The organism is Janthinobacterium sp. 64, from assembly GCF_002813325.1.
In the GTDB taxonomy this organism is placed as follows: domain Bacteria; phylum Pseudomonadota; class Gammaproteobacteria; order Burkholderiales; family Burkholderiaceae_D; genus Janthinobacterium.
Map to the genome: position 1 here is coordinate 1562171 of NZ_PHUG01000001.1, position 14505 is coordinate 1576675.

The following is a 14505-nucleotide window of genomic DNA, read 5'->3' on the forward strand; positions in this document are numbered from 1 at the left end:
CAATGCCGCCACACTTACCAGCCGCGCGCGCCGAGGATTTTCTCGCCCAGTTCAGTCAAACGCGCCTGCGGATAGCGCAGCTTTTCCTTCTCCTCGGGGTCGCCGGGAAACGCATAGCCTTGCGGCGCGCTGCGCTCGCGCCAGCTTTGCACGCGCCAGTCGCGCAGGGATCGATTGTCTTCCTGGGCTGGCGTGAAGGAAATGTATTGCGCCAAACGTACCTGGTCCTCCGACGTGTTCGGGCGGATGCCGTGCGCCAGCAGGCTGTTGAAGATCAACAACTCGCCTTTCTTCATGGCGATGAATTCCATCGGGTACGGCACCGTCGCCAGGTCCGGCTGCCACGGGTTGCGGTCCAGCGGCACGCTCTTGCGCCACGCCAGCAAGTTGTTGAACAGTTCCGGATAGCATTGAAAACCGCCGCTCTCGGGTGACGTATCGGACAAGGCCAGCACGCCCTGCACGTTGACGGGCAGCGGGTCGAGCGTGGTGTCGGCATCCCAGTGGATGAAGCCGCCAAACTTGCGCTTGCCATGGTTCGGCGTGTTCAGGTTGGCGCGGTCGATCGTCACCCACAAATCCTGGCGGTCCCAGATGTCGACGAAGGCATCGTAGACGCGCTGGGTCTGGCGGTTATCCCACAGGGTCTGGTGGTGGTAGGCCTCGACCATGCCGGAGCCGTTGAGTTCTTTCATCGCATGGTCGCGCAATTGCTCCCGGTTCCAGGTGGAGGCATCATACTGATCCAATCCTTGGAATTCCCACAAAAAATCGCTGGTGCGCCGTACCTGCTCGGCAGACACGGCATCCTTGACGATGACGTAGCCATAAGTTTGCCAATGCAAGAAGTCGCTGTCGGACAGCACGCGCAGCGGCAGCTGTTTTTGAATGTCGCGCAACTGGGTCTGTTCCGTGTAGGCCACGGACGGGTTGCCGGGACGGTCTTCGCCGTATTGATATCGGTCTTGCATCGCTGTCTCCTGTGTTGGTGTGAGACAGATTGTGCGATGGCATGGCGCCATGAAATGCGCGCTGAGCGGCCAATACTGATACTATCCTGACTATTCATACGTTTCAAACGTCACGATGACGCCTTTATTTGAACAAGTCACGATACCGACGGGCCACTCCTGGGGCTTGCTGTGGCGCGAACTCGACACCATTCCCTTCATCTGGCATTACCACCCGCAATTCGAGCTGACCCTGACCGTCAATGCGCGGGGGCAACGCTACATCGGCGACCACCTGGGCGACTTCGAGCCGGGCGACCTGGTGCTGCTGGGGCCGAATTTGCCACACACGTGGTCGGCCAGCGAGCGCATCGACGGCGCGCAGCCGATGCTGGCCGTCGTCGTCTGGTTTGCATTGGAATGGGTGGAGCAGCTGGCGGCCTGTTTTCCCGAGTTGCAGAGCTTGCGGCAACTGGCGGCCCGCGCCGGCCCTGCCCTGCATTTTTCAGCGGAGACGAGCGCGCGCAGCGCAGATAAACTGCTGCAACTGCATGCCCTGCCCGTGCCGCAGCGCTTGCCGCTGCTGCTCGATGTGCTGCTGGACCTGGCGGGAGATACGGGGGCGCGGCCGCTGGCGTCGATGGCGCAGGCGCTGCTGCCCGATGGGCAGCACAAGCGCATGGCTATCGTGTTCGATTTCATGCACGCGCATTTCCGGGAAGAGATCGCGCTGGAAACCCTGGCGCAGCGGGCGGCCCTGTCGCTGGGCGCCTTCCACCGCTGTTTCAAGCGCCACGCGCATTGCACGCCGGGCGAGTACCTGGCGCGGCTGCGCATCGGCCGCGCCTGCCAACAGCTGATCGAGAGCGATCTGGCCATCGCCGTCATCGCGCAAGAGGCGGGCTACCGCAACCTTGCGCATTTCAACCGCCAGTTCCGCGCCGCCAGGCAAGTCACGCCGCGCGCATTCCGCCGGCAATACCGGCATGCCAGCAGAGTGGCGCCATAAAGCGTCCGGACAACGAAAAAGGGGATCAGATTTTACAATCTGACCCCCGATATTCTGGTGCGGCTGGCAGGAATTGAACCCACGACCCCTTGGTTCGTAGCCAAGTACTCTATCCAGCTGAGCTACAGCCGCCTAAGACAAGATTATAGCAGGGCTTTGCGGAATGGCAAAGGGCGTGGCGGCACTATTTCACAATTGACGGCCTCCTCCTGTTTTTCAGGGGCCGACCCGGCCCGATCACTTGCATCTTTAATCATGTTTATTTTCTGACTGCGGCGCAAAACCGACAAGCTTGTTTCTTCTTAGTCATTATCAATGCATCCATGAAAAATAAATTGCAATTCATGGCAAATTTTGAGAATGTTTACTGGCAGTAATTCCAAAAAAAATACCAAGGGGATGTCATGAAAATAAACTTGCCTAAATTGCCGCTGGCTGCCGCCTGCGCCGCCACCTTCATGCTGGCCGCCTGTGGTGGCGGCAGCAGCAGCAGCAGCAGCCCCGCCGACCCGGCGCCACCCTTCGTGCCCGTCGTACCGGCGCCGGCAACGACGGTCAGCGGCACGGCCGCCGTCGGCGCGCCCATCACGGGCAGCGTCGTGGCCATCGATAGCAAGGGCAAAGTGTCGGTAGCGGTCAACACCGGCGCCGGTGGCGCCTTTACGGTCGACGTGGCCGGCATGACGGCGCCGTTTTTCCTCAGCATCACCGGCACGTCCGGCGGCAAGCAAGTGACGCTCAATTCCATCGCCACCGCAGCGGGGCAAACCGTCAACATCACGCCGCTGACCGACCTGATCGTCTCCGCGGCGTCGGGCCAGCCCGGCGGCACGGCCCTGGCCACCGTCTGCGCCCCCGTCGCCAATGCGGTCTCGACCGCCTGCACGGCGGCGCTGGCTACTGCCGCGACCCAGCAACGGCTCGATGCGGCCGTGGCCGCCGTCGTCGCCATGATCAAACCGATTAATACCGGCAATACCAATCCGCTGACAGGCGCCTTTGTTGCCAACGGCACGGGCATGGATGCCGTGCTGGACCAGATCCTCGTCGCGCCCGCGGAAGCGCAAGGCGCCATGGCCACCGTCACCCTGATCGCCACCAACAGCGCGCTGGGCAGCGTGACCTTGCCCGCCACCGCCGGCGGCGCGCCGACGATACCGGCAGCGACGCCGCCATCGGATGCCGATCTGACCAAGGCGAGCGCCGCAGCCAGTGTCTTGCCGGAAATCCGCGCCTGCATGGCCTCGCTCAGCGCGCTGTATCCGAAGACGGGCTTCACCGTGCCGTCAACGGCGGCCGTGTTGCCGTTCATCGACAGCTCCTTCAATTTGGGGACAGGCGTGGGCCAGGCGGACATCCTGTCCGCCCTGACCAGCCCGGACCAGGCCGCCCATGCGGGGCTGATGATCGAAGCACTGGGCTTGTCCAGCGTCAACATGCAACCCTTGAGCACGGATGAAATTGCCACGCTGACGTCCTCGTCCAGCACCTCGACAACGCGCGTCGCGGACTTCATCGGCAATCGCCTTGGCGCGGGAGCGACGGCCATCACCTTTACGGCAGGCAAACCGAGCAGTGCATGGGTGCAGTTGCGCATCGGTGGCGACGCGGGCATGCTCAACTGGAAACTGGTGAAGACCAGCGACACCAGTGCCTGCCCTGGCGGCTGGAAACTGGCCGGCAGCGGCCACCTGGACATGCACATGAATGCACGCATCGAGCGCAGTGTCGACGGCGCGGGCACGGCCAGTTTTGCGCGCGAATGGGCCGTGCACGTGGAACTCGACACCGTGCTGCAGGAGAATCCCGCCATCAACAAGATCGATGTGCGGGGACCGGGCCTGACGACGTTCGGCGACTTCCAGATACCGGGCACGGCCGGCAGCAAACTGCAGCTGATCCTGCCAGCGACCGGCTACACGCATATGCGGGTGGCCGACAGCAATGGCGCCGCCAGCGCTTTCTACAATAATGCGGAAGCCATTCAAAGTTGCCAGGACCTGGCCGGCCTGCCCGCCAACACGCCGGGCCTGGGCGCCGGCACGGCCTGCATCGACGAGACGAAAGTCGCGCCGGGCAAGGTGTATGTCTGGACCCTGAAAACGCCGAATGGCCCCGTCAGCGCCTTCCCGTTCCAGATCAATGCCGTGCCGCTGTCGAAAGCCTTTGCCAGGGCCAACCAGGCCAGCCTGTTCGCCACGCTCACCGGCATCACGCCGGCGAAACTGTCGTCGCTCCCGGCCGCTACGCTGCTGGACGGCGCGGTGACCTTCAGCTACACGCAGTCTGCCACCTACGGCTCGAAAATGGATAATTGCGGCCTGCACTTGTTCAATGGCGCCACTACGGTGCTGAATGCGGAACAAAATGCGGTTGGACAAGAAACCTCGTGCACCTTCACGACCTCGGGCCTGAATTCCCTGGCATCGAATGTGCCGGACCCGACGCAATCGGGCGCTTCGCTGTTCAAGTTCACGGGCCCCGTGACGAATGGCGGACTGTGGCTGACCACCATCGTCCTGGGTAACCAGGCTTCCTCGGGCCAGCCTTATCCGAATTGACGCCCCGTTGGCAGACTGACACGCGCCGCGCTGCCGGCGGCGCGTTTCAAGCGACAGTTTCAAGCGACAGTCTGGCTGGACGAAAAAAAACCCGGAAAGTTACCTTTCCGGGTTTTTTCTGTACTGCTGATACTGGTGCGGCTGGCAGGAATTGAACCCACGACCCCTTGGTTCGTAGCCAAGTACTCTATCCAGCTGAGCTACAGCCGCAAACTCTGACACACTTCGCCGGACGGCGCGAAGCTTGAAACTTTCATCAGAACGAAGCGAACTTCGTTCCGGCAAGGATACTGAAAATACTGGTGCGGCTGGCAGGAATTGAACCCACGACCCCTTGGTTCGTAGCCAAGTACTCTATCCAGCTGAGCTACAGCCGCAAAACTTCTACAACATTCCATGAACAACATGGAGGTGAAACTTGTTACAACAAAACCAGGCAAAGTCTGATTTTCAGTATTCTGGTGCGGCTGGCAGGAATTGAACCCACGACCCCTTGGTTCGTAGCCAAGTACTCTATCCAGCTGAGCTACAGCCGCGCAGGCAAACATTATAGCGTATTCATTTCGCTTTGAAAAGTTCGATTTTTCAATCGCTTAGCTGATTTGGCAGAATACCGCCCCGCACCATCAACCACCTTTTCACTGCCGAAAAGCGCACGCCTTTCATCGATGGACACCGCTGCTTTCACAGTGGCGCCCAGCGCATCGAGAAGTTGCTGTCTCGAAAGAAGCGGGATTATAGGGACTGCCTTCCCGCCTGTCCAGTGCTATCTGCAGGCGGCACGCAAGCGTGCGATGGTGGCGCGCCGCTTGGGGCTACAATACCAGTCAGACAGGGGCGCCCGTGTCTCCGCTGATGCATGACGGCAGGCTATTCCATCATGACCCACTCACTGAGCTTGGCGACGGCGGCGCGGCGGGGCACCAACCCGTGCGGCAGACTCACCGTTGCAGGATTTCCGATGGCTAAGCATGACCACAAGCAAGATCTGCTCTCCCCATCAGCGCCGCTGAGCCTGTCAGACGAGCGCCTGGCCAACTTGTTGGAAAGTATTACCGACGGCTTCTGCCTGCTCGACCACGACTGGACCATCCGCTACATCAATACGCGCGGCGCCGACATGCTCGCGCCGCAACGGCCACCCGGCAGCCAGCTGGCGGGCAGCAGCCTGTGGCAAGCCTGCCCCCACTTGCAGGGGACGGAACTGGAAGTGCAATACCGGCGCAGCATGGCGCAGCAGTGCAGCTGCAGTTTCGAGCTGCTGCATCGGCCGCTGGGGCGCTGGCTGGAAGTGCGCGTCTTCCCGTCCAGCGAAGGCTTGACCACGTATATCCAGGACATCAGCCAGCGCAAGGCGGCCGAGGAAAGCCTGCGCCAGAGCGAAGAAGACTTGCGCGCGCTGGCCAACTCCATCCCGCAACTGGCCTGGATCGCCAGCTTCGACGGCACCATCGTCTGGTACAACCAGCGCTGGCACGACTACACGGGCACCAGCGCCGAACAGATGGCGGGCGACGGCTGGAGCATCGCCTATGACGCGCGGTACCTGCCGCCCATGCTGCAAGGCTGGAAAGCCGCCTTGCAGCATGGCGCGCCGTTCGAAATGGAGTTCCCCATCCGCGGCGCCGACGGCCAGTACCGCTGGTTCCTGACGCGCGCCAATCCCGTGCGCGACCGGGGCGGCCAGCTGCTGCGCTGGTTTGGCACGAGCACCGACGTCGACCAGGTCAAGCACGCGCAGGAAGCCTTGCGCGACGAGACGCGCGTGCTGGAATTGCTCAACAATACGGGCGCGGCCCTGGCCGGAACGCTGGACTTGCCGGCCCTGCTGCAGGAAACCGTCGATGCGGCCACGCGCATCAGCGGCGCGCGCTTCGGCGCCTTCTATTATGACGATGCGGGCGATGTCAACGACGGCGCCCCCCACCTGCCGTCGGCGCGCGCCGTCAACGGCCTCAGCCTGCGTCAGGCCGACACCATCGCCGCGGAACTGCGCCAGGGACCGGCCATGCGCCAGAACGACTTGCTGGCCGCGCCCGACGCCAGCGCCGATGGCATGCCGGCGTTGCGCAGCTGCCTGAGCCTGCCCATCAGCTCGCGCTCGGGCCTGTTGCTGGGACGCTTGCTGCTCGGCCATCCGCAGGCCGGCATGTTCAGCGCGCGCAGCGAACGCATCGTCTCGGCCATCGCGGCGCAGGCCGCCGTCGCGCTCGACAATACGCGCCTGTACGCGGCCGCCACGCGCGCCGCCGAAGAGCGCAAGGTGCTGCTCGACAGCGAACGCGAGGCGCGCGCCGAAGCCGAGCGCACGAACCAGCTGAAAGACGATTTTCTCGCCACCCTGTCGCATGAACTGCGCACGCCGCTGTCGGCCATCCTGGGCTGGGCCCAGGTGCTGCGGCGCGGCACGCGCGACCAGGCCGACCTGCACCGCGGCCTGCAAAGCATCGAACGCAATGCGCGCGCGCAGGCGCAGCTGATCGAAGACTTGCTCGACATGAACCGCATCACCTCCGACAAGGTCCTGCTCGACCTGCAGCCCCTTGCGCCCGCCAGCGTCATCGCCTCGGCCATCGAAACCCTGCGCCCGGCGGCCGACGCCAAGCACATCGCCATCCACAGCAGCATCGCCAGCGATGCGGGCACGATCATGGGCGACCCCGGCCGTATCCAGCAAGTGATCTGGAACCTGCTGTCGAATGCCCTGAAGTTCACGCCGCAAGGGGGACGGGTCGATATCGGCGTGCGCCGCGAGGCGAGCCGCCTGGCCATCACGGTGGCCGACAACGGCGTGGGCATCAAGAAAGACTTCCTGCCCCACGTATTCGACCGCTTCCGCCAGGCAGATGCCTCCACCACGCGCCGGCACGGCGGCCTGGGACTGGGACTGGCGATCGTCAAGCACCTGGTGGAACAGCATGGCGGCACGGTCACGGCCAGCAGCGCAGGCGACATGCAGGGCGCCAGCTTTACCGTGCGCCTGCCCCTGGGCACGCCCAGCGCTGGCGTACGCCAGGCGCGCGATGCCCCGTCCGCCAGCCCCGACTTGCGCGGCGTCAGGGTGCTGCTGGTCGACGACGAAGCCGATGCGCGCGAACTGACGGAACGCATCCTGCGCGACAATCACGCAGAAGTACACAGCGCCGGCAGCGTGGCGCAAGCGCTGCAACTGCTGGAGCAGGTGCGCCCGCATGTCCTGGTCAGCGACATCGGCATGCCCGATGCCGACGGCTTCGACCTGCTGGCGCAAATCCGCGCGCACGCCTCCCCCGACGCCGCCCGCCTGCCCGCGCTGGCGCTGACGGCATTTGCGCAACCGCAGGATCGCCAGCAGGCGCTGGCCAGCGGCTTCCAGGCCTGGGTCTCGAAACCGCTGGACCCGCCAGAACTGCTGGCGGCCGTGGCGCAACTGGCCGCAGCGCACGCCGCTCCCCCGCCCCTAACAAGATGATGCAAAGAAATACATATTGCAGAACAAAATGACTATTTTCATGGGTTGGCCTTCCTACTTCCAGACGCGGCACTGTCCTACAAGCAACTAAGCTGAAATTTGCTACACTGAAATGCAGAAGTACCGCAGAAGTACCACCTGCACGGCAGGCAGGAGACAGGCGGCCTTGGCTGCCATCAGTGGCAGAAGCGAGCTCAAGCGCTGTTGTGCGCCCCATCTTGTTGCAAGGCGCTACTATCTTTCTCACCGCCGTCAGCCGATCATCAGCGGTAGAAGCCAGCGTTGCATAGACCGTACTAACCGAGACCCTACATGCCCAGCCAAGATGAGATTTTGAAAGCCAAAATTTTGGTCGTCGACGATTCGCCCGACAATGTCGACCTGATGCTGGAAATCCTGCGCGATGCCGGCTACACCAACGTCACGGCCACCATGCGTCCGGCCCAGGTCTGCCCCCTGCACCAGGAGCATTGCTACGACCTGATCTTGCTGGATCTGCAAATGCCGGAGCTCAATGGTTTCCAGGTCATGAAAGGCTTGAAGGAAATCGAGCACGGCGGCTACCTGCCCGTGCTGGCCCTGACGGCGCAACCGAGTTTCAAGATCGCCGCCCTGGAAGCGGGGGCGCGCGACTTCATCAGCAAGCCGTTCGACCTGATGGAAGTGCACAAGCGTATCCACAACATGCTGGAAGTGCGCCTGCTGTACAAGGAACTGGCGCAATACAGCAAGCAGCAGCAGGAACTGGCGCTGCACGACCCGCTGACGGGCTTGCCGAACCGGCGCCTGCTGGAAGACCGCATCGAACACACCTTGCAGCAATCGGCCCGCAACCGCGGCAAGTCGGCCATCCTGTACCTGGACCTGGACGGCTTCAAGGCCATCAACGACAGTTACGGCCACGGCTATGGCGACGATATCCTGAAAATGGTGGCAGGCCGCCTGGTGGGCGCGTCGCGCAAGGAAGACACGGTGGCGCGCATCGGCGGCGATGAATTCGTCATCGTGCTGGGCAACCTGGCTGGCAAGGGCGATGCGCGCGAACCGGCCGCCAAGCTGATCGAAGTCATTTCCGAGCCCTATTTCATCAACGACCTGACCTTGCGCCTGTCGACCAGCATTGGCATCGCCATCTACCCGGACGATGCCAGCACCGTCGAATCCCTGCTGGGCGCGGCCGACACGGCCCTGTATGAAGCCAAGCGCGCCGGCAAGAACCGCTTTTGCTGCTCGCCCCACGAAGTGATCGCGTCGCAGGTCAACATGCAAAAGAGCAGCATCGCCTCGCTCGCCTGAACGCGCTTTTCGCGCAGCATGTGAAAAACCGGCAAGCCTCACGGCCAGCCGGTTTTTTTCTGCCTGGGAAGCGTTATTTCTTGCCAGCCGTCACTTCATGCTGGCCCGCATGCTGGTGGTCCGTTTGTGCATCGACCGTTTCCGGCGGCACTTCGATGCGCGTGATGCCCGCATCGACGGAAATCGGGTCGCTGGCGGGGAACGTCATTTCCACGGCATCGTCGAGCAACTCTTCCTTGGCCCGCTCTTCGCCGCTCATGCCCTCTTCATCGGCCAGGATGGCCAGCGCGCTGGCCCATTTGACGAAATTGAGGTTGGCCAGCTCGCGCACGGTGTGCACGCCAAACGCTTGCTGCAAGGCCTTGGCATCCTTGGCACTGACGCCGCGCAGGGCGCTGATGGGGGCATTGACGATGTCGCGGAAGCTTTTGTCGGCATATTCCTGGTCGACGATGGTATCGATATTCATGGCATGTCCTTTCGTTTCAATAAGCGGGCCGGTGCTGCATGGAGAAAATGCATGACTCCACTATGGCAGCGCGCGGCGCCCCGGTATGTGCGCAGCCGTACGTAACGACGGGAACAATTCCACTTGGCGCACACGATAATCTTGCCTATCATATAAAAATGATGGGAGGAGATTAAAATTGCCGAAAAGACAGAAATTTTCCATCCATGCGCCCTGCGATGAAATCCTCATGTATGATCCACCACTTGAATTTGGTCCACCTTTCACCATTCACGGGGCGCTATGTCCGCACAAACAGATCCGAACAAGGAAGCGGCCCAGGCCGATGCGGAACGCGCCGCCGATCTCAGCGAGTTGCTCGGCCATGTCAACACCAGCTGGGACAATGAACGGCGCGCCCTGTCGCGCCAGCTGCACGACAGCCTCGGTTCTTCGCTGACGGCGCTGACTATGCACCTGTCGCTGCTGACGCAAAAAATGCCGCAGGAAGCGGCCTTGCTCGACCGCGCCGCGACCATGAAGCAATTGCTGCTGAATGTGATTGAAACCAACCGGCAAATGCAGATGAAGCTGTGGAACGACAAGCTGGAGTTTCTCGGCGTCAATGTCGCGCTGGGCGAACTGGCTGCGCAATTTGCCGACCAGCACAAGATCGCCGTGCGCTGCAGCCTGCCCGAGGATGAACTGATTTGCCCCCGCAACGTGGGCGTGGCCCTGCTGCGCACCCTGGAAGAAGCGCTCAGCAACATCGCCACGCACGCCAACGCCACAGAGGTGGACATCATCATCGACGACAACGACGAAGCACTGATGATGACGGTCAAGGATAACGGCATGGGGCTGCCAGCGAGCGAACCCGTCGAAATGAGCAAGCACGGCCTGCGCTCCGTGCGCGAGCGCGTGCATTACCTGGGCGGCAGCCTGAGCCTGACTGCCAACCCGCAAGGTGGCACGGCCCTGACCGCCGTCTTGCCGCGCATTAATCCGAAAGAATAGTCTTTTCCAGGCCGCATCGGGCCAGAACACTGCCGGGGCACCCCGAACCTCAGGACAATACGACCATGCAACGACTCATCCCCTCCCTGCTGGCAGCGCTGCTGACCCTGGGCAGCGCCCAGGCCGCCGACAACACCGTGCCGCCGCCGGAAACCGTGGACAAGCTGGCCTGGCTGGCCGGCTGCTGGAACGTCGACGGCGCCGAACCGGGTTCCGGGGAACAATGGAGCACGGCCGCCGGCGGCACCATCCTGGGCACCAGCCGCACCATCAAGGGCGGCAAGACGACGGCCTTTGAATTCGTGCAGATCCGCCTGACGGAACCGGGCCAGCTCGCTTACATCGTGCAGCCGTCGGGACAGCCGCCCGTGATCTTCAACCTGCTGCGCCAGGACAAGCCGAATGAATTCATCTTCGCCAACCTGGACAATGACTTCCCCAGCCGCATCATCTACCGCCACGACAGCGAGCGCATCTTGCACGCCAGCATCACCGGCACCTTGAAGGGCAAGCTCACCACCATCGACTTCCCCATGACGCGGGGCCGCTGCGAAGCGTCGCCCCTCGCGCGCAGCAAGTAACAAGCGGCGTCGAAGCCGGAAGCGGGGCCGCGTCTTGCGGCCGCGCTTGCATCAGCGTTACAAACGAGCGCCAACGTCCGCAGGAGAATGCATGGTGAACGCAGCGGCCATGCCCAGCCAGCCCGCAAGCCAGGCAACGAAGGCCGCCACGTGGCCATACTCCCAGCGCCCACGCAGGCGCGCATAGGCTGCGGCGAACTCCGCCTGGCTCACGTCGGTGCTACTCCCCCATTCCGCATTGACAGGAGCGACAAGGAAAGCCCACAGCAGCAAGGAGGCAAGCAGTGCGGCAGCCGACGCGGCCAGCAGGCGTCCCTGGGGCAGATGCCTGGAGCGAAAAGCCAGCACGGCAACGGCCGCCATGGCGGCCATTTGCACGGCGCCCCCTACCGGGCCAAACAGGGCATACAAGGTGCTCGTCACCTGCGCATACAGGGCAGGCGGATAGCCGAGTTTGACGGGCAGCTCCAGCAGATGCGTGGCACCAGGCGCCAGCCCCAAAGCTGCCAGGGTCAGGGCGATGACTTGCAGTAATCGTGATGGCATGCCTGCCTCCTCCCCCAGAGCGCGCACCGTCCACTGGCCATCGCAAAGAAAGATTTTCATCTGCATGGCGTTCGCCTCGCTGGCGCGATCGCCCTTCCAATAAGACCAGGCGGACGTGGTGGAGTTCAGCGTATCGACCGCATCTGGAAGCCTTTTTTATAGCCGGTGTCGGGCACCCTGGCGCCGGGCGCATAGCTTGGCGAGGCCGTGCCCTTGCAGTGCCGCCGGGTCCACATCGTCGCGCCCCGCTGGCTGCCTGCGATCAGCGATTTCACGGGCAGGACGTGGCCCTTGCGCAGCATCCAGCAAATGGTCGGTCCCAACTGGGTAAACGTGACCTTGTCGCCCTTGTAGCGCTTGCCCGTCCACAGGCAGAAGTGATCCTTGCCGCAGGACGCGGCCAAGGCTTCGCTTGTACCGGCCGGTGCGATCCTGAGCTCGGTGCCGTTGGCCAGCGTGATGACGGTGACGCCGTCCGCCGTCACCGCCTGCCGGGCAGCGGCCCCGTCCTGCGACGCAGCCTCAAGGGTAAATGCGGCAATATCGGCCTTGGAAAGCACCGGCCGCTCGTCGTCCTGCGGATCGGCGGTGGCAAACGGCACGGCCGCCAGGCACAGCAGAACGACGAACAGGCCAAGCCAGCGGCGAGAGATGACGGCCATGTTGGCAAATGCATACGCAGGCATGGCATGTCCCTCCGTTCCGGTCGGTACGCGTGATGGTGCAAGCACCCTCAGTTAGACAAGCCGGCAGCGGGAAATTTCCACGCACAGACGACAAAAAGGGGCCTTGCGGCCCCTTCTTGATCTGCCACAAACCAACTATTTAATGCAGCTTGACCTGCGGCGTGCTGCGCTTGATCAGGAAGCGGCCCATGGCCATGACGGCCGTGCGCACGGTGCCCAGCACGGCGTTGTGGTGCATCAGGTGCAGGCTGACGTACATCATGCGCGCGATAAAGCCTTCGACGAACCAGCTCAGGCCCTTCAGCGAGCCCATCAGGGTACCCACCGAGGTGGTGCGGCCGAACGATACGAGCGAACCGTAGTCCAGGTATTCATAGGGCTTGGTTTGCGGCGGCTTGCCCTTCGCTTGCAGCAGGAAAGTTTTCAGCAGGTAATCGGCTTGCTGGTGGGCGGCCTGGGCGCGTGGCGGCACCGGCTTGCCGTCCGGCCCCATGCAAGCGGCGCAATCGCCCAGCGCGTAGATATTTGCATGGCCCTGCACATTGAGCATGCCCGTCACTTCCAGCTGGCCGGCGCGGTTGGTCGGCAAGCCCAACGTGGCCAGGAATTCGGGCGCGCGGATACCGGCTGCCCACACGCAAATGTCGGCCGCATAGCTGGTGCCGCTGGCCACCGTCACCTTGTCGGCTTCGATCGTGGTGACGCGCGTATCGGTCACCACGCTGATGCCATGCTGGTGCAGCAACTTCGAGGCGGCAATCGAGACGCGCTCGGGCAGCGGCGCGAGAATGCGCGGCGCCCCTTCGAGCAGGGTGATGCGCACATCCTTGATGGCGTTGAGATTCTGAAAACCATACGCGGCATACACGCCGCTCGCTTCGCGCAATTCGGCCGCCAGCTCGACGCCCGTGGCGCCGCCGCCGATGATGACGATATCGACGCCGGGATGGCCCGCATCGCCCTGGCGCTGCTCGGCCATGGCCAGCAGTTTCAGCAGGGTCAGACGGAATCGTTCGGCGTCTTCCGTGGCATTGAGGGAAATCGTGTTTTCCCTGGCACCCGGCACGCCGAAGTAATTCGAGGTGCTGCCCACGGCCAGCACCAGCTGGTCGTAGCTGACGGTGCGCTGTGGCAAGAGCTGCTCATCCTTGTCCGTGGCGATGGCGCCCACGGTGAGGCTGTTCGAGGCCGCGTCGAGCGCGATCAAAGGACCATAGACATAGGTAAAACCATTGTCATGCGCCAGCATCTGGTAAGACAGGCCCTCCTGGTGTATATCCAGGGTGCCGGCCGCCACCTCATGCAGCGACGGCTTCCAGATATGGTACAGGCGGCTGTCGACCAGGGTCACCTGGCCGGGGCCGAGCTTGCGGCTGAGTTTGCAGGCCAGTTCCAGACCGCCTGCGCCTCCCCCTACGATAACGATTTTACTATGCAAAGATCCTCCTGTTTATCAATCCCGGTGCCCGTTGCCGTTGCCGTTGCCGTGACCATTGCCATTGCCTCGGCCCGGCTTGTTGTCATGCTTGTCGCGCTTGTCATCATGCTTGTCAAAGTGCTTGTCGTGCTTATTGTCATGACGGCCGCGGTCGCCGTAATCGGGACGGCCATGGTCGCCATGCTGCTGGCGATAGCGGGGCGCATATTGGTTGTTATACCAACTATCTTGGACGAAATAGACCTCTTGGTTACAGGCATTATACTTGCGGCAGTGCTTGGACCAGTGCTTGGCATGGCCGGGCGGCACGCGCAGGTAGATGGGACGGGCCGAATAGTATTGCGGGCGCTGCACGATGACGGGCTGGGCATAGATCAATTGCGGCGCGGGATAATCGCCGATGTCGAGACGTCCGTAAAAGCCGGGCTGGCCGACGGTGACGGAGACGCCGACCTGGGCAACAGCGGCGGTAGCGGCCGACAGCAAGACAGCGGCAAGAATCAGGGTTTTCATGGTGACACT

The 14505-nt window shown here is 62.8% G+C and carries 12 protein-coding genes and 4 tRNA genes; 6 read left to right on the forward strand and 10 right to left on the reverse strand.

Features of this window, described 5'->3' with window-relative positions; genetic code table 11:
• Positions 1-14: 14 nt before the first annotated feature.
• Complete coding sequence (locus CLU91_RS06810) at positions 15-971, reverse strand: phytanoyl-CoA dioxygenase family protein (RefSeq protein ID WP_100873552.1); 957 nt, start codon at positions 969-971, stop codon at positions 15-17.
• Between the two features lie 115 nt (positions 972-1086).
• Here CLU91_RS06810 and CLU91_RS06815 point away from each other — a divergent pair, with 115 nt between their 5' ends.
• Positions 1087-1959, forward strand: coding sequence for a helix-turn-helix domain-containing protein (locus tag CLU91_RS06815; RefSeq protein ID WP_100873553.1), 873 nt, complete (start codon positions 1087-1089; stop codon positions 1957-1959).
• A 55-nt stretch (positions 1960-2014) separates the two neighbouring features.
• On the opposite strand, the gene CLU91_RS06820 is transcribed toward CLU91_RS06815, so the two are convergent.
• Positions 2015-2091, reverse strand: a tRNA-Arg gene (locus CLU91_RS06820).
• A gap of 272 nt (positions 2092-2363) precedes the next feature.
• Here CLU91_RS06820 and CLU91_RS06825 point away from each other — a divergent pair.
• Complete coding sequence (locus CLU91_RS06825) at positions 2364-4520, forward strand: hypothetical protein (protein WP_157814634.1); 2157 nt, start codon at positions 2364-2366, stop codon at positions 4518-4520.
• Positions 4521-4653: 133 nt separating this feature from the next.
• On the opposite strand, the gene CLU91_RS06830 is transcribed toward CLU91_RS06825, so the two are convergent.
• The 3 genes from CLU91_RS06830 to CLU91_RS06840 all read right to left on the reverse strand — a co-directional run bounded on the left by CLU91_RS06830 (position 4654) and on the right by CLU91_RS06840 (position 5056).
• A tRNA-Arg gene (locus CLU91_RS06830) sits at positions 4654-4730 on the reverse strand.
• A 90-nt stretch (positions 4731-4820) separates the two neighbouring features.
• A tRNA-Arg gene (locus CLU91_RS06835) sits at positions 4821-4897 on the reverse strand.
• Between the two features lie 82 nt (positions 4898-4979).
• Positions 4980-5056: transfer RNA gene (locus CLU91_RS06840), tRNA-Arg, on the reverse strand.
• 425 nt (positions 5057-5481) lie between these two features.
• On the opposite strand from CLU91_RS06840, the gene CLU91_RS06845 reads away from it, so the two are divergent.
• Positions 5482-7971, forward strand: coding sequence for a hybrid sensor histidine kinase/response regulator (locus CLU91_RS06845; RefSeq protein ID WP_100873555.1), 2490 nt, complete (start codon positions 5482-5484; stop codon positions 7969-7971).
• A gap of 312 nt (positions 7972-8283) precedes the next feature.
• A complete protein-coding gene (locus CLU91_RS06850) occupies positions 8284-9267 on the forward strand; it encodes a GGDEF domain-containing response regulator (protein WP_100873556.1) in 984 nt (327 codons plus the stop codon).
• Positions 9268-9340: 73 nt separating this feature from the next.
• Here CLU91_RS06850 and CLU91_RS06855 read toward each other — a convergent pair whose 3' ends face one another.
• Positions 9341-9736 carry a hypothetical protein gene (locus CLU91_RS06855; protein ID WP_100873557.1) on the reverse strand — a complete coding sequence of 132 codons (396 nt, stop codon included), beginning with the start codon at positions 9734-9736 and terminating at the stop codon, positions 9341-9343.
• Positions 9737-10018: 282 nt separating this feature from the next.
• Here CLU91_RS06855 and CLU91_RS06860 point away from each other — a divergent pair, with 282 nt between their 5' ends.
• Positions 10019-10732, forward strand: a complete 714-nt coding sequence (locus CLU91_RS06860) for a sensor histidine kinase (protein ID WP_100873558.1) — start codon at positions 10019-10021, stop codon at positions 10730-10732.
• Positions 10733-10797: 65 nt separating this feature from the next.
• On the forward strand, positions 10798-11313 hold the full coding sequence (locus CLU91_RS06865; RefSeq protein WP_100873559.1) for a DUF6265 family protein: 516 nt from the start codon (positions 10798-10800) through the stop codon (positions 11311-11313).
• A 57-nt stretch (positions 11314-11370) separates the two neighbouring features.
• On the opposite strand, the gene CLU91_RS06870 is transcribed toward CLU91_RS06865, so the two are convergent.
• From CLU91_RS06870 to CLU91_RS06885, 4 genes are all read right to left on the reverse strand, one after another.
• Positions 11371-11859, reverse strand: coding sequence for a hypothetical protein (locus tag CLU91_RS06870; RefSeq protein ID WP_157814635.1), 489 nt, complete (start codon positions 11857-11859; stop codon positions 11371-11373).
• A 125-nt stretch (positions 11860-11984) separates the two neighbouring features.
• Positions 11985-12545: a peptidase inhibitor family I36 protein gene (locus CLU91_RS06875; RefSeq protein ID WP_100873561.1), complete on the reverse strand. Its 561-nt coding sequence runs from the start codon at positions 12543-12545 to the stop codon at positions 11985-11987.
• Between the two features lie 139 nt (positions 12546-12684).
• Positions 12685-13983, reverse strand: a complete 1299-nt coding sequence (locus CLU91_RS06880; RefSeq protein WP_100873562.1) for an NAD(P)/FAD-dependent oxidoreductase — start codon at positions 13981-13983, stop codon at positions 12685-12687.
• A gap of 15 nt (positions 13984-13998) precedes the next feature.
• Positions 13999-14496: a hypothetical protein gene (locus CLU91_RS06885; RefSeq protein ID WP_100873563.1), complete on the reverse strand. Its 498-nt coding sequence runs from the start codon at positions 14494-14496 to the stop codon at positions 13999-14001.
• Positions 14497-14505 lie beyond the last annotated feature (9 nt).

Excerpts from the sequence above, each read along its gene's own strand:
- CLU91_RS06850 (WP_100873556.1), top strand. The coding sequence starts at position 8,284 with ATGCCCAGCCAAGATGAGATTTTGAAAGCCAAAATTTTGGTCGTCGAC.
- CLU91_RS06815 (WP_100873553.1), top strand. The coding sequence starts at position 1,087 with ATGACGCCTTTATTTGAACAAGTCACGATACCGACGGGCCACTCCTGG.
- CLU91_RS06865 (WP_100873559.1), top strand. The coding sequence starts at position 10,798 with ATGCAACGACTCATCCCCTCCCTGCTGGCAGCGCTGCTGACCCTGGGC.
- CLU91_RS06875 (WP_100873561.1), bottom strand. The coding sequence starts at position 12,545 with ATGCCTGCGTATGCATTTGCCAACATGGCCGTCATCTCTCGCCGCTGG.
- CLU91_RS06810 (WP_100873552.1), bottom strand. The coding sequence starts at position 971 with ATGCAAGACCGATATCAATACGGCGAAGACCGTCCCGGCAACCCGTCC.
- CLU91_RS06825 (WP_157814634.1), top strand. The coding sequence starts at position 2,364 with ATGAAAATAAACTTGCCTAAATTGCCGCTGGCTGCCGCCTGCGCCGCC.
- CLU91_RS06870 (WP_157814635.1), bottom strand. The coding sequence starts at position 11,859 with ATGCCATCACGATTACTGCAAGTCATCGCCCTGACCCTGGCAGCTTTG.
- CLU91_RS06885 (WP_100873563.1), bottom strand. The coding sequence starts at position 14,496 with ATGAAAACCCTGATTCTTGCCGCTGTCTTGCTGTCGGCCGCTACCGCC.
- CLU91_RS06845 (WP_100873555.1), top strand. The coding sequence starts at position 5,482 with ATGGCTAAGCATGACCACAAGCAAGATCTGCTCTCCCCATCAGCGCCG.
- CLU91_RS06855 (WP_100873557.1), bottom strand. The coding sequence starts at position 9,736 with ATGAATATCGATACCATCGTCGACCAGGAATATGCCGACAAAAGCTTC.
- CLU91_RS06860 (WP_100873558.1), top strand. The coding sequence starts at position 10,019 with ATGTCCGCACAAACAGATCCGAACAAGGAAGCGGCCCAGGCCGATGCG.